The following is a 25,991-nucleotide window of genomic DNA, read 5'->3' on the forward strand; positions in this document are numbered from 1 at the left end:
CCGGGTGGAGGCGCTGTCCACCAGATGACCGTTCTGCGGGCGGCGGCGGGGACGCCGCAGACCGGGCGATAAGATCGAGGCAGGGCGCCGACCGCGCCCGGAACGACCGGCGTCGATCCCACCGGCGAGAACTATGCGAGGTAACCGTGACTGAATCCGTGACCGGCGAGAACACCGTGGGCACGGTCGGCACCGCGCGCGTGAAGCGCGGTATGGCCGAGATGCTCAAGGGCGGCGTCATCATGGACGTCGTCACGCCCGACCAGGCGAAGATCGCCGAGGACGCGGGCGCGGTGGCCGTCATGGCGCTCGAGCGGGTGCCCGCGGACATCCGTGCGCAGGGCGGCGTGTCGCGCATGAGCGACCCCGACATGATCGACGGCATCATCGAGGCCGTCTCGATCCCCGTGATGGCGAAGGCGCGCATCGGGCACTTCGTCGAGGCGCAGGTGCTCCAGTCGCTCGGCGTCGACTACATCGACGAGTCCGAGGTGCTGACGCCGGCGGACTACACGAACCACATCGAGAAGTGGAACTTCACCGTGCCGTTCGTGTGCGGTGCGACCAACCTGGGCGAGGCGCTGCGGCGCATCACCGAGGGTGCCGCGATGATCCGCTCGAAGGGCGAGGCCGGTACCGGCGACGTCTCGAACGCGACCACGCACATGCGCCAGATCCGCCAGCAGATCCGCCGCCTCACGTCGCTGCCCGAGGACGAGCTGTACGTGGCCGCCAAGGAGCTCCAGGCGCCGTACGAGCTGGTCAAGGAGATCGCGACCACCGGCAAGCTGCCGGTCGTGCTGTTCACCGCGGGCGGCATCGCCACTCCGGCGGACGCCGCGATGATGATGCAGCTCGGCGCCGAGGGCGTCTTCGTCGGCTCGGGCATCTTCAAGTCGGGCAACCCGGCGCAGCGCGCCGAGGCCATCGTCAAGGCGACGACGTTCTTCGACGACGCCGACGTGATCGCCAAGGTCTCCCGCGGCCTGGGCGAGGCCATGGTCGGCATCAACGTGGACGAGATCCCGGAGCCGCACCGGCTGGCCGAGCGCGGCTGGTGACTACGACAGGTCGTTGACCGGCTCTGCAGCCGAGGGAAAGGCCCCGTGGACACCATGTCCATGGGGCCTTTGCTCGGCACCCGTGGGGGAGAAGCCACGAACGACGCAGCTAGAAACGCCAGAAGCACTGCGGCTGAGCCGCGGTTTGTGAGACCGGCTGGTAGCGTAGAGATTGGCAGGGGAGTTCGGGATCGCACCTGAACCACCACCACTCACATCTTCTTTGCGGCATGGAGCGTGGGATTGCGCCTGCGCCACCGCTGCGTCTCCCTCATTCTTCTTTCTGCTGGCGGGTATACCCGCGCCCTGGGCGCGTCCTCCGCTGGAAAGGTTGTGCGTGATGACCATCTATTCTCAGCATCCCAGCCGTGGGAAAATCCAGGTCCTGGCCACGTTCCATGGACCAGACGGCGTGGCGTCCGAGACGGTGACCAGCGTCGATTCAAGGGAACTGGCCGGCCCGCTGGTGGAAGCACTGAACAGAGTCTCGGCCGCCGCGACGATCCCGGTGTGCCTGCACGACCAACGCGGTGACAAGCTCGACCGGTACCCGCACTCGCACCTGGCTGCACTGATCGACCAGGGAGCACGGGAGGACCTGCTCGAGGGCACCCACAGTCTTTGGTACGTCGTCGCCACGTGGTCGCTTCACCAGGCACTCACCGAGTTGGATGACGCCCTGAAGCAGGTGCCGGCCCCGGTGCGCACTTCTGTCCTGACGGAACTAGCCGTTGAAGCCAGGAGCCTACGCGTCAAGGTGGCCGAGGAACGCGGAGAGGAAGTCGACGAGGCTGAGGGCCGCGACAAGGACGCTCTTGGTGGGAAGATTCGGCGGGTGTGGGACTCTACGTCGTTCATGCTGGACGACCAGTTGCGGGTCCTGGAGGTGCCCCAGCCCTTCGTGTTCGACGAGGATCTGCTTGGTTCGCACCTCGACAGAACGCTTGAGAAGCTTGAAACCGCCTGTGCAGACGGGGAGGTGGAGCGCGCAGCAGACGACCTGCGGCTCTTGCTGGACGTTTGGGTGCGAAGCACTGAAGCCCAGTTGGAGCTGAGGATGGAGGGGCTGGAGGTCACGTTCGATCCGTCGTACGACTCCGACCTGCCCGACGGCAAGAGCGAGCAGTTCTTTGTGAACCTGCATGCGCCCCAGCCGGGCGGCAAGTGGGGTCGCGACGAATGGGGCATCTCGCTGGATCGGTGGGTGACTGATGCGTTCGACGAAGACGGGTACCCCAGTGAGACACACAGCGAAGAAGTGCTGCACTGTGCATTGGCGACCCGTCCAGCGCTGTCCGACCTCCTCGTCATGTTCGACCAGGCAAGCGACAACCTTGAGGACTGGGCCAACACCCCGGTCGGCCGACAGGTAAAAGGCACAGGATTCGTCGTGACACGGCGGACTCGGAGTTAGCCGATCTGCGCGGTGGTCGGGCGGGTGCTGATGCCTTGCCCGGCCACGCTAGGCACTGGCCAAGGCGTGGGGAGAGTCCATTGGAATTACCCGCGGGCGGTGTTCGGGTAGTTCCACCCGGCTTCCGGTCTGGCGGTACTCCTCAACTGGGATGGGTCTCAGGCCGGGCCGCATGCGTGCTGTGTAGAGCAGGCCGTCGAGGTGGTCGATCTCGTGGTGGACCAATCGGGCGAGGCCGTTTTCGTAGGGCGTCGTGGTGACTTGTGCCGTCGAGTGCGACCGCCTGGACGGTGATGTGCAGTGGGCGGGACACCATGCCGCGCACGTCGAAGAAGCTCAGACAGCCCTCGTCCTGCTCGTCGCTGGCGTCGATGTGCGCGGGTTGAGCAGGATCAAGACGTCCGCAGCGTCGTCGGGCGGTGGACGACGGCGGCTGCACGGTCGAGGCCGATCTGTGGCGCGGCCAGGCCGCGCCCCTTGGCGAACTCGTGGACCTCGGTCAGTCGGCGCAGCACTTCCAGGAGCCGTGCGGTCGTCGCCTTGGCATCGGCACGCTCGGCGGGTAGCTCGAACCGGCGTGCCGGGTGGGTCAGGATCGGCGCGCCAGCCTGGACGATGCCGAGCTGGTTCTTCTGGTCGCGGAGCTTGGTAGAGGTCACGGGTGCTCCTGATCGGTCTTGGTCCGGAACCGCCATTCGAGGCGGTAGCGGGCGTGCAGATGCGGGTTGTCAGTGCTCCAGGTGAACACGTCCACTCCGTTGTCGGCGACGTGCGTGGGCGCTGTTGCCAGCGGTTCTGCCTGGGCGGTCATGGAGGTATCGGTGCTCCACACGACGGGGTCGAGGCGGGTGGGGAACGTGAGCTGCACCTCAAGGTGCTCGGTGGGTAGACGCACGGCGCGCTGGAACCAGCGACCCCATTTTTCGGCCCCGACGGTGTATGTAACTGTGTGACGTCCCGACTCCCGATGGTTCTCAAGTGGACCGCTGGATGTTTCTCCGGGCCCCGTTGTCCGGCGGCGGAGGGGAAAGCGCGCTTGAGTCGAGCGATTTGAGGGCGGCGACACGATCGCCGTGTGGACGTCGCCGAAATCGAACCTCGAGAATTCTCACCGGGCCCGTCCTGATGGCCTGGCCGCCAGTCGATCGCAGCGACCACACCCGCGTCGTCGTTACTGGCGGCGGCGGTCGGGGTCGCGCGGAGGGTCACCAAGTGGGTCTAGATGGCGGGAAGTCCCAGTTTGTCAAAGAATGCTCTGTTTCGCTGGGATGCGTCGTTGAGTAGATGGTCGAAGCTGATGACCTCGATGTATGCCTTGGCAGGTTCGTTGAAGCCGAAGTAACCGAGGCCATCGTGCGTCGGGCGCAGGTTCGCGTACTCGCACCTGTCGATCATCGTTGAGGTGAGGTCCGCGATGACGTAGCAGAAGGCTGGAGGCTGAGGAGTTTCTGGGATCAGTCGTCCCGATGTGGTCTTGACCCGGCCGGCGCGTACCCGCTTGACGTAGTCGAGGCACTGCTGGATCGGATCTTTGTCCGCGGACGCGTCGTTACGCATCGGTCGCTTGATCTCGACTACGACGATGGATGGAAGTGGGAGCCGCTCGCCTTCGGAGACCAACACTGGCCCGGGGGCAACGCGCGTCGCGAGGATGTCAGGTTCCTTCGTCGACTCCGAGCCGGTGATCGGCATGCTCTTGAGCGTTTTGTCCGACGCGAGGTAGTCGTGGAAGGCCAAGCGTTCGTCGATGATCCAGAGGTTCGATGCGTCGGCTCCAACTTCGTTGGAGTCCGTCCGCATCGGGAAGAGCAGCTCGTGGATCTGGTCTTCCCGGCTGTACTTTCCCAGGTCGTCGGTCCGAATCAAACGTGCGAGGACATCAAGGATTGCTCGGCGTCTTGAGACGTATGCCGCCAGGTCGGACTGGTTGATGTCTGTCACCGTCTCGAGATACCGAGCCAGGCGTTCGGTGTAGTCCTCCGGCTCTGCGAACCCGTCCTCGGCGAAGATCGCATGGCCCTCAGCCATGGCCTCGGCTTCGAGCTTCTGCAAGTTGCGGTGCAGAAGCAGCTCGAGGTCCTGGTCCTTGGCAGCAGGATCGACGGTCACGCCGAGCGACTCGAGTCGGGCAAGTACGGGGCGATACCTCGGTGCGCGGTTGGCGACGAAGTCGTTAACCCGGGCCCTGCCCTCGTCACGGGCGGCCTTAAGCGGGTTGGCGAGGATCTTCTCGACCTCGTCCAGCACGCCCGCGCGGATGCCGTCCAGCGAAAGTTCCTCGACGGTAGCTGCATCGGGGGCGCGTTCGGCGAGATCGAAGGCGGTGCGATCCGCTCGGACGTGTTCGTCGAGAAAGTTGGAGGACAGGTAGCAGGCGTAGGTGAACTCGGTGGACGCTTCGTCCTTAAGCCTTCCATAGAGGCCTGGGATCTTGCCCGTGAGGTTCTCCTCCATGACTACCCGGTTTGTGGCGCACCAGTAGAGGCGGGGCATGACGTTGCGCGCTTTGAGACGGAGGTTGACCATGTTGAAGCTCTGGCCCTTGATCGCAATCGTGGCCGTCTCCATCTTGGAGTGCAGGAAGTCGTCCATCAGGTGCTGGAGCGAGACGGTTTCACCGTCGTGTTCGTCGATCACCGTCACTTCTGGTGCGCCGCCCGGACGCAGGAAGTACCAGATGCAGTGCTCAAGAACCTCGCGAGCGATCGGCTCGACGGACTTCGGCGCGCTCTGCTGGAAGGACTTCTTGAACCCGTCCAGGCTAACCAGCGTTCCAAGGTCGGTGAAGTCGACCGGCTCCTGGTCCTGTTCGACCTCCCTCGCCACCGAGAACCGGAACTGGCGCGCTCGCTGGCCGCCGGAGGCGTCCTGGTAGGTGCTGCGGACCGCTATCTTATCGAATGCCTTGAGCCAGAGCAGGCGACCTACACCACGGCAGCCGATGTCGGCCTTGTGATCGCTGTCGAGAGTCTCGAAGGAGGCCATGTTCTCCGGAGTGAAGCCCACGCCGTTGTCTTCGACACTAAACCCGACGATCGGCTTCAACGGTGTGCGGCCTGGCCCTGCCTGGCCGAGGTCCAGCTCTCCTTGGAGGCTGCGCTGGATCCTGATGATCAGGCGGCCCTGCTCGCCGGCCTCGCCAAAACGAGCATCGATGGCCTGGATGCCGTTGACGACGGCTTCGAGGAGCGGGAGGAGGGCATGGCTCTTCGGCAGGCTCGTATTCCGAACTCTGCCGGCCAAAGACGTGGTCAGTGCCATGCCCACACCCTCCTCGATCGGACGTCCCGAAACCATATCGACCTAACAGACAGTAGGGGCGATGGCGCGCCCAGGCGGCTCAGGCACCCGGGTGATATGCCGTCTGGATGCGGCGCCCGCTCCTGCTTGCTTGTGCGGTCAGAGTCGAGATCGAGAACAGGGATCCTGCTACGGCGTCTTCGGGATCGTCAGCGACGGCACGCCGAGCGGATGGGACGTGCTGTCGAAGAAGCGTGGTGTGTTGCTGCCGAGCAGTTGGGTGATGCGGGCTTTCTCCTGGATGATCCGTTGGGCGCCGGTTTCTGGGTGGATGGACACCGCGACCTCGCGTGGTTCCCCCGCGTTGAGGGCCGTGATGATGTGGGAGTCCTGCTCGCTGAGGGAGTGTCCGAACACGACCACATTGCCGTGTTCCTCCCGGAGCGAAGTCAGGCAGAAGCTCAGGTAGGGGGACTGGCCGATGGTGCGCAGCTTTGCCTTGGAGCTTCCCTCGCTGACGAACAGGGGCCATCGTGCTGCCGTCGACGAGTAGTTCGCCGCCATGGACAACAGGCTTCCACCATCGGCGTTGGTCCATTTCCCATTGTCGCCTTGGTCGTCCTGCCAGAGGTGGACGGCGCCGTGGAGGTGGTACATCGCGGTTCGGCCGCGGATCTCCACGCTGTCGGGGTCGAATGTGTGGTCATTCCAGAAGAAGTCGATGACCTGGCGCCTGGTGACACGGTGGGCGGCGTTGAGGCGAGCCCAGTACAGGCACAAGTCGTAGTTGGTGGTGTAGACCGCGTCGTGGCCCTGCAGGACCTCGGCGATGGAATCGAACCGGGCCGAGTCCAGTGCGCTCCAGACGACGTGCGCGTTGTTTACCGCGTTGAAGAGGGCGTCCTTGACGTGTTCGTACTGCGCGTCCACATCGTCGGTGGGCCTTCCCAGTGCTTTGACGACCACATGGGCGTGGTGAATTGCCTCAAGCGCGGTCTCGAAGTTGGTCACTCTCAGGTCACTGAATACGGCCTGAGCCACCGAGGACAGATCTGCTCGTTCGTAGAGGCTTCCATACCTGAAGTCGTCCCACAGGTTGATCGAGGCTCCGTTCCCGATCAGTAGCGTCGGCCACGTGATGTCGCCCGCGGCCTCGACCCACGGCTTCAGTTCCGCCGTCTGTTCAGCTATGGCGATCATGTCCTCATCCTCGGCGGTGGACCCGCCGGTCCGACTTCGGTGCTCACGTTCCGTTAGGCGCCGCCCATCAGTGGGAGGTACGCGTCGATGGGCTTTCCAGGCGTGCGCATTGGGTGGCGATCAAAGCTGGTGCTTTGGCTGTGGTTCGGGCTACCGCTGCTGTCGTATGCGTGCCTTGAGCGCGATGACAGTCTCGCCGGGCAGCGCATCGTCGGGGTACGGCTTGCCGTGACCCAAGGCACTGCCAATATGCGCCCGCCACGCCTCTTCGAGACTGTCCGCCGTGCTGGAGGCGTTGTAGGTGACGCCGTCAACCAATGACGTGGACATGACGCTGTGTACGCCGTCGTCTTCCCAGACCTTCACGTCGGTGTGGGTGGCCCGTATGAACTGGATCGCGGGTTCGAGCTCCCCGATCCAGACCCATGTGGGCAGACTCGTGGACCGTGCCAGGTCGTCGTCGGTCGGCTGGAAATCGGTCGGCAGGTCGACGGGGTCCATAGGGGTGATCGTCTCCCATTTCCGTGGTTCGTTCCGTTCTTTGAGGTGCTGCTCCCACTCGGCGGCCTCTTGCTGGTATCGGTACTTGGCGGTCGAACGGGAGACCCCCATGGCTGCGGCGAGGTCAGCCCACGAGGCACCTCCGGCCTTCGCGGCGGGCGCGATGGCACGCTGCCCAGACTCTCCGAAGAGGTTGAGCCAGGCTGCGGCTTCGATTGCGTGTAGCAGCTCCCGCGTTCCCATTCGAGATAGGGAGCCGCCGAGTGCGTTCCTAAGGACTTCTGGTGCTTCATCGAGGATCTCGGGCATCTCGGTCGCGGGGCTGCTTACAACCTCGCCGTTCCATGTCGGGAGCACGTGATCTCCTTGGTGTGCAAGTTTTCGCACACCGTAGCAGGGTGTATCAAGATTCGCACACTGCCATGTTGTGGGGCGTGGTGTGTCTTGGAGAGGCCCTGGCCTTCGCCGTGCGGACGAACTGGGACCGATGTCCAACTGGGACTGTCGCGGCGGCTGCCGACTGTGGAGAAGCGATCCGGGAGCCGAGCGGCGGTCGAAACCAGTTCCTCACCTGCATGGATGGCGATGGAAGGTCCGATCGCCAGACGCCTGTACTTGCTAAGGCCGGCAGCGTCTTGGTGTCCAATCTTGCACCGCGGCATCAACGTGGACGAGATCCCGGAGCCGCACCGGCTGGCCGAGCGCGGCTGGTGAGCTGAACCGTCGTCGGAGGGGCCCCGCGGACCTGGTGTCCGCGGGGCCTCTGTCCTCCCGGGCGCGCCGCTACCCTGGCGTCCATGTCCGATGACTACGCGTTCGATGCGCAGGTCCTGAACGGCCTGGTGCGCTCGGCGTCGGTCATCCGTGTGTACGACCGTGGTGCGTCCGGGAGTCTGCCGCGCGACGTCGAGCCCGTGCTGACGATCAGCGAACGTGCAGAGCTCGACGATCTGGCCCGGTTACTGGAGGTCTCCCGATCCACGGGCATGTTGTGCCTGTGCCTCGGCGACTCCGCGTTCGAGCTGCTCGACCACGAGGGCACCGCAATCGATGTCCTCGGCTGGCACCACGGCTCGACGCTGCGCTGGCAGGGCACGCCTGGCGGCGATGTCGAGCTCGCACACGGTCCGGAGCTCATCGCCTGGCTGGCTGCTCACGGCTATACACACCCTGGTGAACGGGTCGACCGTCGCGAACAGCAGCGACGAGATCAGGCGCGGGCCCTCGAGTCCTGGACGGCGGCCGCACCCGAGGCAGTTCGTGCAGAGGTTCCCCGGATACTCGCGGAGGTCGCTTCGGGGCTACCCGAGCCGCTGGCCGACGGCGTCGCCCGCAGCCTTGTTGAGGCGCACCCGGGCGAAACCGACCAGGCGCTGGCGCTCCTGCGCTGGCGGTCAGGCGGCACCGGCCGCTACTCGGGCTACCCGGTGCACGAGCAGACGGCGACGACCTTGCTCGAGCGGTTGCCCCTGCAGGCCGTCTTCACGGCCTTGGCCGGTGTACCCGCCACCGACCCCGCATGGTCCGGTGCCGTCCGCTACCTGTTGGCCTGGCGCCCCAAGGACATGGTCCTGCTGCGCCGCATCCCGGAGAGCGTCTGGAGCGTGCTTGCCCAGGTGGTGCACGACGAGGTCGACAGCACCTGGGCCGACCGCTACGAGACCTGCCACCGCCAGGTCGAGCACGCCCACGCCCAGAGGGAGCGGGCCCGCAGGCGCGCCAGTAGAGGCTGAGACTCCGCTTGCAGCGCTGGCCCACGGACCGTCAGGTCAGCCGCGCCATAGGTCGAGCGACTCCCAGCCCTTTGGCGTCCCCGTCGATGCGATCGTGAGGGCATGCGAGGCCGGGAACTCCCGCAGCAGCGCTGCCAGCTGCTTCGCCCAGTCCGAGTCGGCATCGATGGACGGCAGGATGTAGGCGATCACGGCGAGGGCGTTGTAGGTCCCGAAGACGCCCTTGGCCGTCTCCTCGTCCCGCAGGTGGTCGAGGACCGGGATCTGCCCCGCCTTCGGACGGGCCGGCGCGTGCTGGAGCTTCCTGTTGAACAGTCGGGAGTGGTGCGCCGCGACGTTGCGGACGTAGTTCAGACTGGCGAGCCAGCTGGTCATGATCTTCTTGGTCGGGACTCCGAACGCCAGGGCGATCTCCTCGGCGTCCTGCTGGTGCATGCCACGGTAGAGGACGGAGAGGTGGCCCAGCTCGAGAATCTCGGTGAGCGCCCAGACCGGCACGCGGTCGTCGTACTTTTCCCGGAAGTGCTCGACGAACCGCTCGTCGGAGCTGGCCTTCCTGTCGTTGACGCGTTGGAGCCACTGCACGTGCCTGCTCGGCGCGGGGTCCCGGTCATCGGTGCTTTCGGCGGTGAAGGCCTCGGTGAAGCAGTTCGGGTCCTCGTAGGAGAAGGGGGACCTCCTGCCGAGCACGTAGCCGATCCGCATGCGGACGGCGACCTCGATGCGCTCGACGCCGTCCATGACCAGCATGCGCAGCTGCCGGTCGAAGTCGATGATGTCCTCGGCGTGCCGCAGTGTCGTGCCCGCCTGGTAGTCGCTGAGCACGCGGATCCGCGTGCGGCCCTCGTCGTCGAGGTGCTGCTCGGACTTGCGGAAGGGGTAGAGGTAGCCGGTGAGTCGGTAGTAGCCGACTGACTGCAGGACCGACGTGGCTCGGCTGCGGTCCTCGATCCCAATTCCGTGCCCCGCCAGCCGGTCGATCTGCTCGTCGACGGACAGCCACGGCTTCGCGTACTCCGCCATGGTCCTCCCTGGAAAAAGAAAATCAGCCCGCGCCTTGCGGCAACGGGCTGATCGTGATGGAACCAGATTAGCACGATGGGGCGTGTCTCGGCCCGAGGTCGTGGTCGCGTTCGACGAGATCCCGGAGCCGCACCAGCTGGCCGAGCGCGGCTGGTGAGCTGAACCCTCGTCGGAGGGGCCCCGCGGACCTGGTGTCCGCGGGGGCCTTTCGCATGGTCGGCGGTGTATGCGGGGCGGAATTAGCGACCTTTGCACTGCAGAACAGCGACTTGCGGGAAACCCCGTTGACGCCTCATCAGGCCGTTCGGTTGACTCCGCGCATGCTGATCGCCCAGGTCCAGGACCTCGTGAGAACCCACTACGTCTTTCCCGACGTGGCGCAGGACGTCGCCGCCGCGCTCGACGAGCTCACCGTCGACGCGGTCGACGAGCCGGCGTTCGCCGAGGCCGCCACGGCCGTGCTGCAGTCGGTCAACGGCGACCGGCACCTGCGGGTCCGGCACTACCCGGAGGGCGTGCCTCCCGAGCAGGACGAGGCCGAGGTGCGCGCCTACTTTGCCGCACTGGCCCGGGAGCACGGCCCCGCCATCAGCGAGGTGCGCCGCCTGGAGGGCAACGTGGGCCTGCTGGCGATCGGCCCGCTGATCCTTCCGCCGGAGTACGTCCGACCGGGCGCGTCGGCGGCGTTCACGCTGCTGCAGGGCGTGCGTCGGCTCATCGTCGACCTGCGGGGCTGCGTCGGTGGTGTGCCCGAGTCCGTCGCCCTGCTGGTGAGCCACCTGCTCGGCGACGAGCCGGTGCACCTCCTGGACCTCGTCCACCGCGACGGCACCGTCGAACCGTCGTTCACCACGCCGGGCGTGGCGCCGCGGCTGCCCGACGTGCCGGTCGTCGTCCTGACCAGCAGCCGCACGTTCAGCGGCGGTGAGGAGCTCGCCTACGACCTGCAGGCCCTCGGCCGGGCGGTCGTCGTCGGCGAGACGACGGTGGGCGGGGCCCACCCGCGGGAGGCGTTCGACCTCACCGCCCACCTGCAGCTCCACGTGCCGATCGCGCGGTCGGTGCACTCCGTCACCGGCACCAACTGGGAGGGCGTCGGGGTCGTCCCCGACCACCCGTGCCCCGCGGAGCAGGCGGTCGAGGTCGCGCTCGCGCTGTGATCCCGCCGGGGAGCCGTGGCTCCCCGGCGCGTCGGTGTGACTACGCCGCTACCAGGGCGACGGCTCGTAGTCCTTGAGGAAGCAGCCGTACAGGTCGGTCCCGGCCTCGCCCTGGACGATCGGGTCGTAGACACGGGCGGCGCCGTCGACCAGGTCGAGGGGCGCGTGCCAGCCCTCGGCGGCGATCCGCAGCTTCTCCTGGTGCGGGCGCTCGTCCGTGATCCACCCGGTGTCCACCGCGGTCATCAGGACCCGGTCCTTCTCGAACATCTCCCCGGCCGAGGTCCGGGTCAGCATGTTCAGGGCGGCCTTGGCCATGTTGGTGTGCGGGTGTCCCGCGCCCTTGTACCGGCGGGAGAACTGCCCCTCCATCGCCGAGACGTTGACGACGTACCCGCGTCGCGACGTGGACGTCGCCGCCCGCATCGCCGGGCGCAGCCGGGAGATGAGCAGGAACGGCGCGATCGCGTTGCAGAGCTGGACCTCCAGGAGCTCCAGCGGGTCGACCTCGTCCACGACCTGGGTCCACGAGTTGTTCTTCTGCACGTCGGGGAGCAGCCCGCCGGCGTCGACCGCCGTGCCGGCGAGGTGGGCGTCCAGGGAGGCCGAGCCCGCCCTCAAGGCCAGCGCCGTGAGGGACGCCGCGGTGTGCGTCGCGACGGCGTCGTCCTGCGACTGCCCTTCGTGGTGGGCGACCGACAGGGCGGCCAGGGCGCCCGCGATCGCCGCGGGGTGCGCCTCCGAGACGTGGTCGAACGTGACCATCTCCGGCGGCTGGAGGCCGAGGGGGAGCGGGGGGACCGGCGCCGACTCGCCGGTGACGAGCTGCGAGTAGGCCCCCGGCGACCGGCGGACCGTCTGGCACGCGTTGTTGATCAGGATGTCGAGCGGGCCCGCCGCTGCGACGTCGTCGGCCAGGGCGATCACCTGGGTGGGGTCGCGCAGGTCGATCCCGACGATCTTGAGCCGGTGCAGCCAGTCGGCGGCGTCGGGCATCGCCGAGAAGCGGCGCACCGCGTCCTTCGGGAAGCGGGTGGTGATCGTGAGGTGGGCGCCGTCGCGCAGGAGGCGCAGCGCGATGTACATGCCGATCTTCGCGCGGCCCCCGGTGAGCAGGGCGCGACGGCCGGTCAGGTCCGTGCGCTGGTCGCGCCGCGCGTGGCTCTTCGCGGCGCAGTCCGGGCACAGCCAGTGGTAGAACGAGTCGACCAGGGTGTAGTCCGTCTTGCAGATGTAGCAGCCGCGGGCGGTGCGCAGCTCCCCGGCGAACGCCCCCGGCACGGAGGAGACCAGCGGGATGCCCGCGGTCTCGTCGTCGATCCGCGCCGCCGAACCGGTCGCCGTCCGCTCGATGATGGCCCGGTCGTGCGCCTGGAGCTCCTCGCGGACCGCGGCCTTGCGGGACTTCTTGAGCAGCTTCCACATGTAGCCGGTCGCCTGCTTGACCGTCTTGACGTCGGGGTGGTCGGGCTCGAGGTCATGGAGCTGGCTCAGCACGCGAAGGGTGGTGGCGAGCTCGTCCGGGTCGATCCCCGCTTTCGTTGGCACCGCCGAAGGATATCTGGCGGCCTGCGCCGCACGACCACCCGTTGCTAGGGTGCACGGGACGTTTGCGACAAATCGGCACCCCCGATGTGACGAAGATCCACCAGCTCGACCCCCTGCCGCAGTCTTGCGCTGCCCTTCGAGAGGAACTGGCCGTGAACCTGAGCCGCAAAGAGATGCTGAGACTGATCGGTACGGGCGCCGGGGCGGTGGCGCTCGGGTCCGCGGCGGCGAGCCCCGCTGCCGGTGCGGAGGCGCGCGGCGGAGGCGACATCGTGCGCGACGTCGCCGTGATCGGTGGCGGTGCGGCCGGGACGTACGCGGCGATCCGGCTTCGGGAGCTGGGGCAGAGCGTCGTCGTGGTCGAGCGCAACGGGCGGCTCGGCGGGCACACGCAGACGTACACCGACCCCGCCACGGGCAGCACGCTCGACATCGGCGTCGTCGTCTGGCACGACCAGCCCCTGGTGCGGCAGTGGTTCGAGCGCTTCGACATCCCGTTGCAGAAGGCGTCGTTCAGCGCCGGGCAGACCCTCTACGCCGACTACCGCACGGGCCGCGAGGTCCCGGGCTACGCGCCGCCGAACCCCGGCGCGGCGCTGGCCCTGTACGGCGAGCAGCTCGCCAGGTTCCCGTACCTGGAGCACGGCTTCGAACTGCCCGACCCGGTACCGGCGGACCTGCTCCTGCCGTTCGGCGACTTCGTGCGCAAGTACGGCCTCGACGAGGTGGTGCCGACGGTCGTCCAGTTCGGCCAGGGCCTCGGCGACCTGCTGAGCCAGCCGACCCTGTACGTGATGAAGAACTTCGGCTCGGACATCCTGCGCAACCTCCAGACCGGGTTCCTCAGCACCTCGCGCCGGAACAACAGCGAGCTCTACGAGAAGGCGCTCGCCGAGCTGGGCGACGACGTGCTGCTCAACAGCCGCGTCGTCTCCACCGACCGGGACGGCGGGAAGGACGCCGCCGTCCGCGTCGACACGCCTGCCGGACCGCGGACCATCCGCGCCCGGAAGGTCCTGGTGACGATCCCGCCCCTGCTCGGCAACCTGGACGGGTTCGACCTCGACGGCCTGGAGCGCAACCTCTTCGGCCAGTTCCGCAACAGCGCCTACTACACCGGTGTGCTGCGCAACACCGGGCTCCCCGACAATCTGTCGGTGCGCAACGTCGGCCTGGACACTCCGTTCAACACGCCTCAGCTCCCGGGCGTCTACGTCATCTCCCCGACCGGCCTCCCCGGCCTGCACAACGTCAAGTTCGGCAGCCCCGTCGCGCTGTCGGACCGGGCGGTGCAGGACGAGATCCGGGCGAGCGTCCTCCGCCTGGGTGAGGCCGGCACCGTACCGACCACGCGCCCCGACTTCGCCACCTTCGCCAGCCACACCCCGTTCGAGCTGACGGTGCCGGCCGCCGCCGTCCGCGCCGGCTTCTACCGCCGCCTCGGCACGCTCCAGGGCCGCAACCGCACCTACTACTCGGGGGCGGCCTTCCACACGCACGACTCGTCCCTGATCTGGCAGTTCACCGAGACGCTGCTGCCGCGCGTGGCCGCCTGACCCCACCAGCGCCACGGACCGGGGTCAGCCCACCGGGACGATCCCGGTCCGTCCCTCCCAGGCGCCGTGCTCCGCGAGCGGCCGGAACCGGAAGGTCGCGAACTCGTGGTGGAAGTCTCGCCGCCGCCGTTCGACCATGGCGTCCACGTGCCGCCGGTCCGCGGGCGCCGCACGGGGCGCGTGGGCGGGGCGGCCGTGCACCATCGACTCCATCTCGCGCACGGTGCGCCACACGGAGAACGTGGAGATCGTGCCCGGCGGCCGGAAGCCGGCCAGGGCGAGCGTCGTACCGGGGTGGTCGCGCACCTGACGCTCGACGGGCCTGCCCCAGCGCAGGAACCGGGGCACCTCGGGCAGCCGCATCCGCGCGACGGTCACCCCGACCACGGGCTCCTCCTGGTCCCAGTCGCCGGCCCGGGCGGGCAGACCGGGCAGGGCCGCCAGCCGGGACCAGCGGCGCAGGTACTCCAGGCGGACGTGCCAGCCGGTCGCCAGCCGGCGGCCGAGGGCGTCGTCGGACAGGAAACGGTCCACGGCGTCCTCGTCGCGCCACTGCGCGAAGACCGCGATCCGCCGCAGCTGCAGCCGGTCCGGGGACACGACGGGCGCCCCCAGGCGCATGAGGGCCAGGCACTCGGCGTGGTCCAGGCCGGGCGTGGTGGTGCCCGACGGCGGACGCACCAGCGCGCGGGCCGTCACCGCGGCCGGGAGCTCGGCGAGGTGGAAGGTGTGGATCATCGGGCGCGCTCCATCTTGTAGTGCAGACGCATCATCCAGGTGCGCCACATCCGCAGCTCGTGGTCCGTGCGCAGCACGCCGTACGGGTCGGTGTACAGGCGGAAGGTCTCGTGGAGCGGGACACGCGCCGCGAAGTCCCGTCCGCCGTCGCGCGCGACGACGTACGCGCCGTCCTGCCCGAACCGGCCCGCGGGCGACTCCAGGACGAGCCCGCCGTCGTCACCGACGGCCGGGCGCAGGAACACCTGGACGTTGCCGGACTCCAGCGGGAACGCGACGTGGACGCTCGGCTGCGCCGTGCCGGGGAGGCGACGTGCCGAGTAGCACCCGCTGAACACGTAGCGACCCGACGGTCGGAGCGTCCGGAGCCACGCGGCGCCCACCTGCACGCCGTCGCGGTCGCGGATCACGCGGACCCGGCTGTCCATCCCGTGCGCGACGTCGAGCGGGCGCATCGGGAGGGAGAGCTGCTCCACCCGGCGGGCGAACAGTCGCGCGATCAGCTCGCCGGCCGGCCAGAACAGCGGCGACCACCCGCTCCACACCTCCATGTGCCAGGCGGCGGTGTGCTCGTAGAAGTCGCGTATCCGGGGGTCCAGCCGGGACGCGTCGAAGCCGGGACCGTCGAGCACCGTCATCGCCGGGAGCAGGCCGGGTGCGGGGCCGGCCGACGCCTCGGTCGCGGCGTCGTCGTCGACCGTGCCGCCGTGGTGCGCGGCCTCCGCGGCGAGCCAGCCGTCCGCCACCGTGGAGGAGCTGCTCACCGGGGCGCGCAACCAGGAGTGTTCGCCGGCGAGGTCGACGGGCCGGCCGACCAGTCGCCAGAACTTCCGGGACCCGAGGTCCAGCAGATGGTTCACGAGAACGCATTGTTGCAGGGTGTCCGTCGGTTACGGTCGGGGCGTGCTGCTGCCTGATCTGTCGACGCCGGGGGCGGACCTGCCCGTCCGGGCCGTCCTGCCCGCCACGGTCGACGCCGTGCGGTCGAGCGGTACCGCGGTGCTGGTCGCGCCGCCCGGATCGGGCAAGACCTCGCTGCTGCCGCTCGCGCTGGCCGACGCGCTCGGGGGCACGGTCGTCGTCGCCGAGCCGCGCCGGATGGCGACCCGCGCGGCGGCGGCCCGGCTGGCGACGCTCGTCGGCGAGCCGCTCGGGCAGCGGGTCGGTTACGCGATGCGGGGTGAGCGCAGCGGCGGCGCCGGACTCCGCGTCGAGGTCGTGACGACGGGGCTCCTCGTGCGGCGTCTGCAGCGGGACCCGGAGCTGCCGGGCGTCTCCGCGATCGTGATCGACGAGTGCCACGAGCGGCACCTCGACGCCGACCTGCTGCTCGCGCTCGCGATCGACGTCCGGGCCAACCTTCGGGAGGACCTGGCGCTCGTCGCGACGTCGGCCACGGCGGACACGGTCCGGCTGAGCCGCGCGCTGGGCACGAACGTCCCGGCGCCCGTGGTCACCGCGTCCGCCGCGCTGTTCGACGTGGCGGTCGAGTGGGCCCCGCCGCCGGTCCCCGCGCCGCTGCTGCCCGGCGGGCGGGTCGACCCGCGCCTGCTGGACCACGTCGCGGCCGTCGTCCGGCGCGCGCTGGCCGAGAACGAGGGCGACGTGCTCGTGTTCGTGCCCGGCGAGGCCGAGATCAACGGCGTGACCCGCCGGCTGGCCGACCAGAACGTGCTGCCGCTGTTCGGCCGGCAGTCGAGGGCCGAGCAGGACCGCGCGCTGGCGCCGTCCGCCATGCGCCGGATCGTGGTCACGACGTCGGTCGCGGAGAGCTCGCTGACCGTGCCCGGCGTCCGGGTGGTTGTGGACTCGGGTCTGGCCCGGGAGCCGCGGACCGACCAGTCCCGGGGGCTCGGCACGCTGGTCACCTGCCGGGTCTCGCGGTCGTCGGCCGACCAGCGCGCGGGGCGCGCCGGGCGGGAGGCGCCCGGCCGGGTCTACCGGTGCTGGTCCGCCACCGACCACGGCCGGCTCGACGACCATCCGGCGCCGGAGATCGCGATCGCCGACCTGGCGTCCTTCGCCCTGGACCTCGCGGCGTGGGGCGCGCCCGCTGGTGCGGGTCTGACCCTGCTCGACGCGCCGCCCGCGCCGGCGCTGACCGCGGCCACGGAGCTGCTGGGCCGGATCGGTGCCGTGGACGACGCCGGCCGGATCACGGAGCGGGGCCGGCGCATGGCGGCGGTCGGGGCGCACCCCCGCCTGGCCCGCGCGTTGCTCGACGGCGCGCCGCGCGTCGGCGCGGACCGGGCGCGCGAGGTCGTCGCGCTGCTCTCGGACGACTCCGGCCGCGGCGACGACCTGCCCGCCCGCTGGCGGTCCCTGCGCCGCGGCGAGGACCGCGGGGCCACGGCCCGCTGGCGGGAGGAGACGAAGCGCCTGGGCCGGGGCACGACGACGGGCGTCGGTGCGACGGCCGGCGGCCCGCCGGACGGCCCGGCGACGCGCGGGGTGCCGGACGATCTCGCGATGGGGATCCTGGTCGGGCTGGCGTACCCGGAGCGGATCGCACGGGCCCGAGGGGCCGGCTCGGCGACCTACCAGATGTCCGGCGGCACGGGCGCCGCGCTGGACCCGCAGTCGCCGCTGCGGTCCACGACCTGGCTGGCGATCGCGGTCGCGGACCGGGCGCCCGGCCGCGCCGACGCCCGGATCCGGTCCGCGGTGCCGATCGACGAGGCCACGGCGCGGGACGTCGCGGGCGACCTCGTGACGACCACCGACCAGATCCGCTGGGACGACGGCCGGGTCGTGACGCGACGCGTCGAGGCGCTCGGCGCGATCGTGCTGGGCGACGTCCCGCTGGCGAAGCCCGACCCGCTGCTGGTCCAGGCGGCCGTCCGCGACGGCATCCGGCGCGAGGGGCTGTCCGTCCTGCGCTGGTCGGAGGCCGCACTCGCCCTGCGGGAGCGGCTCGCGTTCTGCCACGCCCACCTCGGCACCCCGTGGCCGGCGGTCGACGACGACGCGCTCCTGGCCGGGCTCGACGACTGGCTGGGCACCGAGCTCGCCGCGGTGCGGGGCGCGCGCGACCTCGCCCGGATCGACGTGACCTCGGCCCTGAGGCGCCTGCTGCCCTGGCCCGCGGCCGCGCGGTTCGACGAGCTCGCCCCGGAACGGCTCCGGGTCCCGTCGGGCTCGCAGGTGCGGCTCGCGTACGACGGCGTCGAGCCGCCCGTCCTCGCGGTGAAGCTGCAGGAGGTGTTCGGCTGGACCACCACCCCGGCCGTCGCGGACGGTCGGGTCCCCGTCGTCCTGCACCTGCTGTCGCCCGCCGGACGCCCGACCGCGATCACGAGCGACCTCGCCTCGTTCTGGAAGCAGGGCTACCCCCAGGTCCGGGCCGACCTGCGGGCCCGCTACCCGCGGCACCCGTGGCCGGAGGACCCGCTCACGGCGGCCCCGACCAAGCGGACGAAGCCGCGCGGGTGAGCCGTGCCGCCCGAGAGGCCCCGCGGACACCGTGTCCGCGGGGCCGCTCCGACCCTGCTCTCACACGCGGGTGGCCCGCCTCTTGAGCCGGCCGATCACGACCGGCACCACCAGCCCGAGCGCGGCCACCACCCACAGCACGATGCTGAGCGTGCTGTCGAACAGCACCGCCGGGTCGCCCTCGGAGATGAGCAGCGCGCGCTGGAGCTGCTTCTCGAACAGCGGCCCCAGGATCAGCCCGACGATCGCCGGCGCGACGGGCACGTCGGCCATCGCCATCAGCACGCCCAGCGCGCCGATCACGTAGAGCACCATCAGGTCCGCTAGGCCGCCGCCGGAGGCGAGCGCGCCGAGCGTGGCGAAGACCAGGATGCCCGCGTAGATGCCGTACGCCGGGATCTGCAGCATCTTGGCCCAGACCCGGGCGAGCGGCAGGTTCAGCACGAGCAGCATCAGGTTGCCGATGAACAGCGACGCCAGCAGCGCGTAGACCAGCGGTCCGGACTCGCTGAAGAGCTGCGGGCCGGGCTGGAGCCCGTAGGCCTGGAACGCCGTCAGGATCACGGCCGCCGTGGCGGACGTGGGCAGCCCGATGGTGAGCAGCGGCACCAGCACGCCGGCCGCGGCGGCGTTGTTGGCCGCCTCCGGTCCCGCGACGCCCTCGATGGCGCCGTGCCCGAACTCGTCCTTGTGCTTGGAGAGGTTCTTCTCCGTGGCGTACGACAGGAACGTGGGGATCTCGGCGCCGCCCGCGGGCAGTGCGCCGATCGGGAAGCCGAAGGCGGTGCCGCGCAGCCAGGCCGGCCATGACCGCCGCCAGTCCTCGCGGGTCATCACCGCGCGGCCCTTGAGCGGCGTCACCGTGCCGCCGCCACCGCCCCGCAGGGCGTGCGCGAAGACCTCGCCGATGGCGAAGAGCGCGATCACGACCACGACGACGTCGATGCCGTCCAGCAGGCTCGGCAGCCCGAACGTCAGGCGGGCCTGCCCGCTCTGCGACTCGATCCCGACCAGACCGATCGTCAGGCCGATGACCAGCGAGGCGAAGCCCTTGAGCGGCGAGGAGCCCAGGAGGCTCGCGACGGTCACGAAGGCGATGGCCATCATCGCCACGTAGTCGGCGGGCGTGAAGCTCACCGCGAGGTCCGCGAAGGGCTGCGCCACGAACGTCAGCAGGACCGTCGCGATGGTCCCGGCCACGAAGGACCCGATGGCCGCCGTCGCGAGGGCCGATGCCGCCCGCCCGGCCTTGGCCATCTTGTTGCCCTCCATGGCCGCGACCATCGAGGCGGACTCGCCGGGCGTGTTCAGCAGGATGGCCGACGTCGAGCCGCCGTACATCCCGCCGTAGTAGACGCCGGCGAAGAGGATCAGCGCGCCGGTGGGTTCGAGCCGGAACGTCAGCGGCAGCAGCAGCGCCACCGTGAGGGCGGGCCCGATCCCGGGCAGCACGCCGACGGCGGTGCCGATGGTGACGCCGAGAAGGGCCCAGAGCAGGTTCGCCGGGGTTGCGGCGTCGGCGAAGCCGTCCAGCAGGAGGTTGAAGGATTCCATGTCAGGCCTTTCCTAGAAGCCCCACGGGCCCGCGGGCAGGGAGATGCCGATGACCACGTCGAAGACGAGGAAGACGACCACCGCCACGCACCAGCCGTAGGCGTACGAGCGCAGCCGGGCCGGCGCCCCGAGGACGACGGCGACGGTGCCGAAGAGCAGGGTGGCCGAGACCACGTACCCCAGGTACGGGGCGACGACCGCGAACGCGACCAGCACGGCGAGCAGGACGGCGGCGCGCTTCCAGTCCTGCGGCGAGGTCTGGGGGTCGTCGCGCCAGGCGCCGAGGTCTCGCGCCGACCTCAGGGCCACGAGCGCGCCGACGACGACGAGCAGCGCGCTGATCACCCACGGCATCGTCGCCGGCCCGATCGCGTGGTCGCCGTTGTCGAGCCGTACGGCCTGCACGAGGACGACGAGGCCGAGCACGACCATGAGCGCGCCGAGGATGACGCTCGCCAGGGCGGTACGCCGCCGGTCCGTCCCGCCCGTCATCGGGCACCGCTCAGGCCGAGCTCGTCGATGATCTGCGTGGTGCGCACGATCTCGTCGTCGAGGAACTCCTCGAACTCGGGTCCGGCCAGGGCGACGTCGCCCCAGCCCTCGCGCCGGACGGTGGCCTGCCACTCGTCGGTCTCGGTCATGGCCATCACGAGGTCCTCCAGGGCCTGTTCCTGCTCGGTGGTGATGCCGGCCGGGGCGACGACGCCCCGCCAGTTGGTGAGCTCCACGTCGATGCCGGACTCGCGCAGCGTCGGCACGTCGGGCAGCAGGTCCACGCGCTCCGCGCTGGAGACCGCCAGCGGCCGCATCTGCCCGGCGTCGATCTGCGCCTTGATCTCGGAGATCCCCGAGATGCCGGCGACGGCGCTGGCCGACAGCAGCGTCGCGACGGCCTCGCCGCCGCCCGAGTGGGCGATGTAGTTGACGTCGCCAGGGTCCAGTCCGAGGTCCTTGGCGACGAGCCCTGCGAGGATCTGCTCGGTCCCGCCGGCGGAGCCGCCCGCGAACGAGACGGACGGCAGCCGCTCGCGCATCCGGTCGGCGAGGTCGTCCATGGTCTCGATGTCCGACGCGGCCGGGACCACGATCACCTGGCTGTCGGTGGTGAGCCGGGCCAGGGGAGTGACGTCGGCGAGCGTATTGGCCGAGCCGTTGGCGGCGATCGCGCCGACCATGATCAGCCCGGTGGTCATGAGATGGTGGCTCTGGCCGTCGAGCTGGGCGAACTGGCTGAGCCCGATCGTGCCGCCCGCGCCGCCCACGTTGTAGACCTCGGTGCGGCCGGCGAGCTCCTGCAGCGACGCCTGCATCGCGCGGGAGGTCTGGTCCCAGCCGCCGCCGGGATCGGCGGGCGCCATGATCTTGAGCTGCTGGTCGCCCAGCGCCTGGTCGGCGGCGTCCGAGGTGCCACCGCGCGTGACCGTCACGGTCACGAGCGCCACGGCGAGCACCGCGGCGACGGCGTACGGCAGGGGGCCGCGGGCGCGGCGGGTTCGCTCGCCGGACGGCGCGGCGCGCTCTTCGTCCGGTGCGGGTGGTGGGGGCATGACTGACCCTTCTCCATGGTCGGGAACGACGGTGATCACAACCTTGCATGCCTTTGTATACAGACGTATTCTGCCGAGCACAACCGTGGGTGGGCGTCGGAACGCCCTGAGACGCGAGGAGCGCGCATGCCGGAACAGCTGGATTCGTACGACGTCGTCGTGGTCGGCGGGGGCAACGCGGGGCACAGCGCCGCGCTGTCCGCGGCCGAACGCGGACGACGGGTGCTGCTGCTGGAGAAGGGGGTCCGCGGCGAGCACGGCGGCAACTCCTTCTACACCGCGGGCGCCATGCGGGTGACGCACGGCGACGTCGCCTCCGTCCGCGACCTGGTGGACGACGACGACCGCCTCGACACCTCGACCCTGCCGTCCTACACGCGCGAGGACTACCTGTCCGACATGGCCCGCGTGACCGGCGGCGCCAACGACCCGGACCTCACCGAACGGCTCGTCGACGACAGCGAGGACACGATGCGCTGGCTCAAGGGCCACGGGCTGCGGTTCCGGCTGATGTACGAGCGCCAGGCCTACCTCAGCGAGCGCGGGGCCGACGCGGGCCGGTACGTCTTCTGGGGCGGGCTCGCGATCGGCAGCACCGGCGGCGGCAAGGGCCTCGTGGAGCAGCACGAGGCGGCGGCCGCCGCGGCCGGCGTCGTGGTTCGCTACGGTTGCGCCGCCACCGCCCTGGTGACCGAGGGCGACCGCGTCGTCGGCCTGCGGTACGTGGACGCCGACGGCACCGAGGCGGAGCTGCGCGCCGAGTCCGTGGTCCTCGCCGCCGGCGGCTTCGAGGCCGACGCCGACATGCGGCGCGAGCACCTCGGTGAGGGCTGGCAGCGGGCCAAGGTCCGGGGCACCCCGCTGAACACCGGCGACATGCTGCGGGCGGCGCTCGCGATCGGCGCCCAGGCCTACGGCGACTGGTCGACGTGCCACTCCGTCGCGTGGGACGCGGGCGCGGACGACGTCGGCGACCGCATGGTGACCAACCAGCTCACCCGCGGCGGCTACCCGCTCGGCGTCGTCGTCAACCGGGACGGCGCGCGGTTCCTCGACGAGGGGGCCGACTACCGGAACTACACGTACGCGAAGTACGGGGCGCGGATCCTGGCTCAGCCCGGGGGCGTCGCCTACCAGATCTTCGACGCCACCACGCGGCCGATGCTCCGCGCGGAGGAGTACGACGCCGCGGGAACCTCCGTGGTGACGGCTGACAGCGTCGAGAAGCTCGCGGCCGCCCTCGGCATCGACGAGACCGCGCTGGCCACCACCGTGGGCGAGTTCAACGCCGCGATCGACCGGTCGGTGCCGTTCGACGCCGCGGTCAAGGACGGGCGGCGCGCGGACGTCGAGCCGCCGAAGAGCAACTGGGCGGTCCCCGTGGAGACCGCGCCGTACTATGCATTCCCTGTGACCTGCGGGATCACGTTCACGTTCGGCGGCCTCCGGGCGGACACCGACGGGCGCGTCCTGAGAGAATCGGGTGCGCCGATCGACGGGCTGTTCGTCTGCGGCGAGATGCTCGGCGGCCTGTTCAGCGGGAACTATCCCGGGGGCACCGGCCTCGTGTCGGGCGCCGTGTTCGGCCGGCGGGCGGGCCGGCTCGCCTGAGGGCGGCCGGTCGCCGGCCGGGTGGCCCGGCCGGCGTCCGGCCGCGCGGGTGGGGCAGGTCGGGCAGGTCGGTCCAGCAGAGTGGGAGGAGCGTCGGTGACGAAGGAGCAGCGCGGCAAGGTGGACGCCTCGGCGATCTACGACGGCCTGCGCGCCGACATCCAGGACGGGACCCTCCGGCCCGGCGACCCCGTGCGCGAGGTGGCGGTCGCCGAGCGGTTCGGCGTCTCGCGCACGCCCGTGCGGGAGGCGCTGAGCCGGCTGGAGCACGACCGGCTGCTGACGTCGTCGTCGCGTGGGCTGGTGGTGCGCGCCGTCGAGGCGGACGAGGTGATCCAGATCTACAACGTCCGCATCCTGCTGGAGGGCGAGACGGCCGCCGAGGCGGCGCAGAGCCGCACGGAGGCCGACCTGCTGCGCCTCGAGTCCCTCCTGGAGCGGGACCGCTCGCTCCAGGACCCGGACGACGCCGCCCGCGCCCTGACCAACATCGAGTTCCACGAGGCGATCTGGACGGCGACGCACAACCCCGTGCTCCAGGACATCCTGCGCCGGCTCACCGTGCACCTGGTCCGCACCCCGCACTCGACGCTGTCGGTCCCGGGACGTTGGGCGGAGGCGCTCGACGAGCACGCGGCCCTCATCGACGCCGTCCGACGGCGGGACGCGGGCGCCGCCCGTGCGCTCGCGTCCGCGCACATGACCAGGGCGCGGGAGATCCGCCTCGACCTGCTGCGGCGCCACGTCGTGACGGCGCTGCACACCGGAACCCAGCACGAGGAGCACACCGCATGACGGGTCACCTGCCCGAGACCGCCGGCGGGCCCGGCACGACCTCCCTCGGGGACGACTGGGTGCCGGGGCCCGACGGCGTCCGCGAGCGCTCGGCGGCGCGCGTCATCGTGCTGGACGACGCCGGCCGGGTGCTCGTGATGCGCGGGCACGACGTGAACCAGCCGGAACGGTCCTGGTGGTTCACGGTGGGCGGCGGGATCGACGCGGGGGAGACGCCGGAGCAGGCCGCGCTGCGCGAGACGCGCGAGGAGGTGGGCCTCGAGCTCGCCGCGGGCGACCTTGTGGGACCGGTGCTCACGCGGACGGGCATCTTCGACTTCTTCGCCGAGACGTGCCGGCAGTACGAGGTGTTCTACCTCGTGCGGATCCCGGACGCCGTGGAGGTCACGGCCGACGGCTGGACCGACGCGGAGCGCGAGCTGCTGGACGAGATGGCCTGGCTGACGGCGGCGGAGCTGCGCGCGCAGCCGCTGGAGGTCTTCCCGCCTGAGCTGCCCGACGTCGTCGACCACCTGGTGGCCGGCTGGAACGGCGAGGTCCGCCACCTGGGCGAGCAGTTCGACGACTGAGGCCTGCCCGGGCCATGGACGCGTGCGTTGCGTCGCGCCCGAGCCCCCCGTAGAATCCAGGCAACACGACCGGTCCCTCTGATCGCCCAGCGATCACGGGCCGGTCTTCATTTGTCTTCGTGCTCGGCTATCACGCTTTCGCCTAGAGGATTTGCGAAGGCGCTCCTATCCTCGGGAGCCGGTGAGCGGGAACTTCCAGGTCCCTGCGACTGCTTAAGGCCGCAACCGGCCGCACATCTCGAGGAAGCGCCATGGCCCAGTATCTGAAGCCACACCTGTCGATCCCCCAGCAGGAAGCCTTGCTGAGACGACGCGGCATGCGGCTCGACGGCACGTCGTGCGTGTTCGCGCTGAGCCAGATCGGCTATCACCGCCTCAGCGGCTACTGGTATCCCTACCGCGCCATCGACCAGGCGGCTTCGTCGCTCCACGGCCGCCCCGTGCGCACCGCGGACGTCGTCGCGGCCACGGACCTGGACCAGGTGCTTCGGGTGTACGAGTTCGATCGTCGGCTCAAGCTTCTGACTATGGACGCCGTCGAGCGGGTCGAGGTGGCGATCCGGGTGAGGGTGACCGATGCTCTGGGCCGTCGCGGGCCGTTCGCGCACCTCGATCCCCGGCATCTCGAGGCGCGTTTCTCCGCGTCCGGTCAGGGCAGGCCGTCGCGGCACGCGAGCTGGGTGGCGAAGCTTCGAGCACACCAGGCTCGTTCGAGCGAGGAATACGTGGCGCACTACGGCCGGAAGTACGGAGGCGACCTGCCGATCTGGGCGGCTCTGGAAGTCGTGGACTTCGGCGCCCTCTCGGTGCTCTTCCAGGGACTCAAGCGGCGTGACCGTGACGAGATCGCCCGCCAGCTCGACGTCGTCGACCGGACCGGTGCCGGCGACGGGGCGGTCCTCGCCAACTGGCTGAGGACCTTGAACATCGCCCGGAACACGTGTGCCCACCATGCGCGGCTCTGGAACCGGCACTTCACGGACACGGTGCGTGTGTCGGCGCTCCAGGGGATCAAGGGGCTCAAGCACCTCGCCGGGCTGGAGCACCGTGATCGCGCTCGGCTCTATCCAGCGCTGATGGTGCTGTGCTTCCTGATGGACAAGGTCTCGGCGGACGGCGCCTGGAAGGCGGATCTGATGAGCCTGCTCTCCGCCTTCCCTGCGGACGGGGTGGTCTCGCTGGCCGACATGGGATTCCCGGCCGACTGGGCTGACCTGATGCCGTAGCGGAGCGGACCAACAGGACGCGGGCGGCTCGTCTGTCGCCGTTTTTCCTGCTGGGGCACAACCCGTGACGTCCCAGGTCGGTC

General features: G+C 70.1%; 22 protein-coding genes and 2 pseudogenes. 10 read left to right on the forward strand and 14 right to left on the reverse strand.

The window, feature by feature from the left end; translation table 11 throughout:
* The first annotated feature begins 158 nt into the window (after nt 1-158).
* Together pdxS and ACFV9Q_RS01880 are read left to right on the forward strand one after the other, a co-directional pair.
* The gene (gene pdxS / locus ACFV9Q_RS01875) at nt 159-1,061 is read left to right on the forward strand and encodes a pyridoxal 5'-phosphate synthase lyase subunit PdxS (protein WP_377233001.1); all 903 of its coding nucleotides are present in this window, start codon (nt 159-161) and stop codon (nt 1,059-1,061) included.
* 340 nt (nt 1,062-1,401) lie between these two features.
* Nucleotides 1,402-2,475 carry a hypothetical protein gene (locus ACFV9Q_RS01880; RefSeq protein ID WP_377232891.1) on the forward strand — a complete coding sequence of 358 codons (1,074 nt, stop codon included), beginning with the start codon at nt 1,402-1,404 and terminating at the stop codon, nt 2,473-2,475.
* Nucleotides 2,476-2,523: 48 nt separating this feature from the next.
* Here ACFV9Q_RS01880 and ACFV9Q_RS01885 read toward each other — a convergent pair.
* From ACFV9Q_RS01885 to ACFV9Q_RS01915, 7 genes and pseudogenes are all read right to left on the reverse strand, one after another.
* Nucleotides 2,524-2,709 (reverse strand): annotated as a pseudogene (locus tag ACFV9Q_RS01885) (hypothetical protein); the annotation flags it as partial.
* A 31-nt stretch (nt 2,710-2,740) separates the two neighbouring features.
* A pseudogene (locus ACFV9Q_RS01890) lies at nt 2,741-2,914 on the reverse strand (peptide deformylase); the annotation flags it as partial.
* Nucleotides 2,868-3,134, reverse strand: coding sequence for a peptide deformylase (locus ACFV9Q_RS01895; protein ID WP_377232892.1), 267 nt, complete (start codon nt 3,132-3,134; stop codon nt 2,868-2,870). The gene ACFV9Q_RS01895 and the pseudogene ACFV9Q_RS01890, both read right to left, overlap by 47 nt.
* Complete coding sequence (locus tag ACFV9Q_RS01900) at nt 3,131-3,343, reverse strand: hypothetical protein (protein ID WP_377232893.1); 213 nt, start codon at nt 3,341-3,343, stop codon at nt 3,131-3,133. The genes ACFV9Q_RS01895 and ACFV9Q_RS01900 overlap by 4 nt, the downstream gene beginning before the upstream one ends.
* Nucleotides 3,344-3,693: 350 nt before the next feature.
* On the reverse strand, nt 3,694-5,736 hold the full coding sequence (locus ACFV9Q_RS01905; protein WP_377232894.1) for an ATP-binding protein: 2,043 nt from the start codon (nt 5,734-5,736) through the stop codon (nt 3,694-3,696).
* 168 nt (nt 5,737-5,904) lie between these two features.
* Entirely contained in the window at nt 5,905-6,915 is a 1,011-nt protein-coding gene (locus tag ACFV9Q_RS01910; RefSeq protein WP_377232895.1) for a DUF4917 family protein, read from the reverse strand.
* A 150-nt stretch (nt 6,916-7,065) separates the two neighbouring features.
* The gene (locus ACFV9Q_RS01915; RefSeq protein WP_377232896.1) at nt 7,066-7,773 is read right to left on the reverse strand and encodes a hypothetical protein; all 708 of its coding nucleotides are present in this window, start codon (nt 7,771-7,773) and stop codon (nt 7,066-7,068) included.
* A 440-nt stretch (nt 7,774-8,213) separates the two neighbouring features.
* Between ACFV9Q_RS01915 and ACFV9Q_RS01920 the strand changes: the two genes are divergently transcribed.
* The gene (locus tag ACFV9Q_RS01920) at nt 8,214-9,149 is read left to right on the forward strand and encodes a hypothetical protein (protein WP_377232897.1); all 936 of its coding nucleotides are present in this window, start codon (nt 8,214-8,216) and stop codon (nt 9,147-9,149) included.
* Nucleotides 9,150-9,185: 36 nt separating this feature from the next.
* Here the strand turns inward: ACFV9Q_RS01920 and ACFV9Q_RS01925 are convergent, their stop codons facing one another.
* A complete protein-coding gene (locus ACFV9Q_RS01925; RefSeq protein ID WP_377232898.1) occupies nt 9,186-10,172 on the reverse strand; it encodes an Abi family protein in 987 nt (328 codons plus the stop codon).
* Between the two features lie 212 nt (nt 10,173-10,384).
* On the opposite strand from ACFV9Q_RS01925, the gene ACFV9Q_RS01930 reads away from it, so the two are divergent.
* Nucleotides 10,385-11,332, forward strand: a complete 948-nt coding sequence (locus tag ACFV9Q_RS01930) for a S41 family peptidase (protein ID WP_377232899.1) — start codon at nt 10,385-10,387, stop codon at nt 11,330-11,332.
* Between the two features lie 48 nt (nt 11,333-11,380).
* Here the strand turns inward: ACFV9Q_RS01930 and ACFV9Q_RS01935 are convergent, their stop codons facing one another.
* Nucleotides 11,381-12,880, reverse strand: coding sequence for an SDR family NAD(P)-dependent oxidoreductase (locus ACFV9Q_RS01935; RefSeq protein WP_377232900.1), 1,500 nt, complete (start codon nt 12,878-12,880; stop codon nt 11,381-11,383).
* 173 nt (nt 12,881-13,053) lie between these two features.
* Here ACFV9Q_RS01935 and ACFV9Q_RS01940 point away from each other — a divergent pair, with 173 nt between their 5' ends.
* A complete protein-coding gene (locus ACFV9Q_RS01940; protein ID WP_377232901.1) occupies nt 13,054-14,436 on the forward strand; it encodes an FAD-dependent oxidoreductase in 1,383 nt (460 codons plus the stop codon).
* Between the two features lie 24 nt (nt 14,437-14,460).
* On the opposite strand, the gene ACFV9Q_RS01945 is transcribed toward ACFV9Q_RS01940, so the two are convergent.
* Complete coding sequence (locus ACFV9Q_RS01945; protein ID WP_377232902.1) at nt 14,461-15,174, reverse strand: hypothetical protein; 714 nt, start codon at nt 15,172-15,174, stop codon at nt 14,461-14,463.
* Entirely contained in the window at nt 15,171-16,034 is an 864-nt protein-coding gene (locus ACFV9Q_RS01950; RefSeq protein WP_377232903.1) for a hypothetical protein, read from the reverse strand. The genes ACFV9Q_RS01945 and ACFV9Q_RS01950 overlap by 4 nt, the downstream gene beginning before the upstream one ends.
* 43 nt (nt 16,035-16,077) lie before the next feature.
* On the opposite strand from ACFV9Q_RS01950, the gene hrpB reads away from it, so the two are divergent.
* Entirely contained in the window at nt 16,078-18,606 is a 2,529-nt protein-coding gene (gene hrpB / locus ACFV9Q_RS01955) for an ATP-dependent helicase HrpB (protein WP_377232904.1), read from the forward strand.
* Nucleotides 18,607-18,666: 60 nt separating this feature from the next.
* Here hrpB and ACFV9Q_RS01960 read toward each other — a convergent pair whose 3' ends face one another.
* The 3 genes from ACFV9Q_RS01960 to ACFV9Q_RS01970 are packed head-to-tail and all read right to left on the reverse strand — an operon-like array spanning nt 18,667 to nt 21,707.
* Nucleotides 18,667-20,160: a tripartite tricarboxylate transporter permease gene (locus tag ACFV9Q_RS01960; protein ID WP_377232905.1), complete on the reverse strand. Its 1,494-nt coding sequence runs from the start codon at nt 20,158-20,160 to the stop codon at nt 18,667-18,669.
* Between the two features lie 12 nt (nt 20,161-20,172).
* The gene (locus ACFV9Q_RS01965) at nt 20,173-20,652 is read right to left on the reverse strand and encodes a tripartite tricarboxylate transporter TctB family protein (RefSeq protein ID WP_377232906.1); all 480 of its coding nucleotides are present in this window, start codon (nt 20,650-20,652) and stop codon (nt 20,173-20,175) included.
* Entirely contained in the window at nt 20,649-21,707 is a 1,059-nt protein-coding gene (locus ACFV9Q_RS01970; RefSeq protein ID WP_377232907.1) for a Bug family tripartite tricarboxylate transporter substrate binding protein, read from the reverse strand. Before ACFV9Q_RS01970 ends, ACFV9Q_RS01965 begins: the two co-directional genes overlap by 4 nt.
* A gap of 126 nt (nt 21,708-21,833) precedes the next feature.
* Between ACFV9Q_RS01970 and tcuA the strand changes: the two genes are divergently transcribed.
* The 4 genes from tcuA to ACFV9Q_RS01990 all read left to right on the forward strand — a co-directional run bounded on the left by tcuA (nt 21,834) and on the right by ACFV9Q_RS01990 (nt 25,908).
* Complete coding sequence (tcuA, locus tag ACFV9Q_RS01975; RefSeq protein ID WP_377232908.1) at nt 21,834-23,318, forward strand: FAD-dependent tricarballylate dehydrogenase TcuA; 1,485 nt, start codon at nt 21,834-21,836, stop codon at nt 23,316-23,318.
* Nucleotides 23,319-23,414: 96 nt separating this feature from the next.
* Complete coding sequence (locus ACFV9Q_RS01980; protein WP_377232909.1) at nt 23,415-24,113, forward strand: GntR family transcriptional regulator; 699 nt, start codon at nt 23,415-23,417, stop codon at nt 24,111-24,113.
* Nucleotides 24,110-24,682 (forward strand): NUDIX hydrolase, encoded by a 573-nt coding sequence (locus tag ACFV9Q_RS01985; RefSeq protein WP_377228631.1) that lies wholly within the window; start codon nt 24,110-24,112, stop codon nt 24,680-24,682. The genes ACFV9Q_RS01980 and ACFV9Q_RS01985 overlap by 4 nt, the downstream gene beginning before the upstream one ends.
* 251 nt (nt 24,683-24,933) lie before the next feature.
* Nucleotides 24,934-25,908, forward strand: coding sequence for an Abi family protein (locus tag ACFV9Q_RS01990; RefSeq protein WP_377232910.1), 975 nt, complete (start codon nt 24,934-24,936; stop codon nt 25,906-25,908).
* Nucleotides 25,909-25,991 lie beyond the last annotated feature (83 nt).

It is taken from the genome of Promicromonospora sp. NPDC059942, assembly GCF_042731755.1.
Taxonomy (GTDB): Bacteria; Actinomycetota; Actinomycetes; order Actinomycetales; family Cellulomonadaceae; genus Promicromonospora.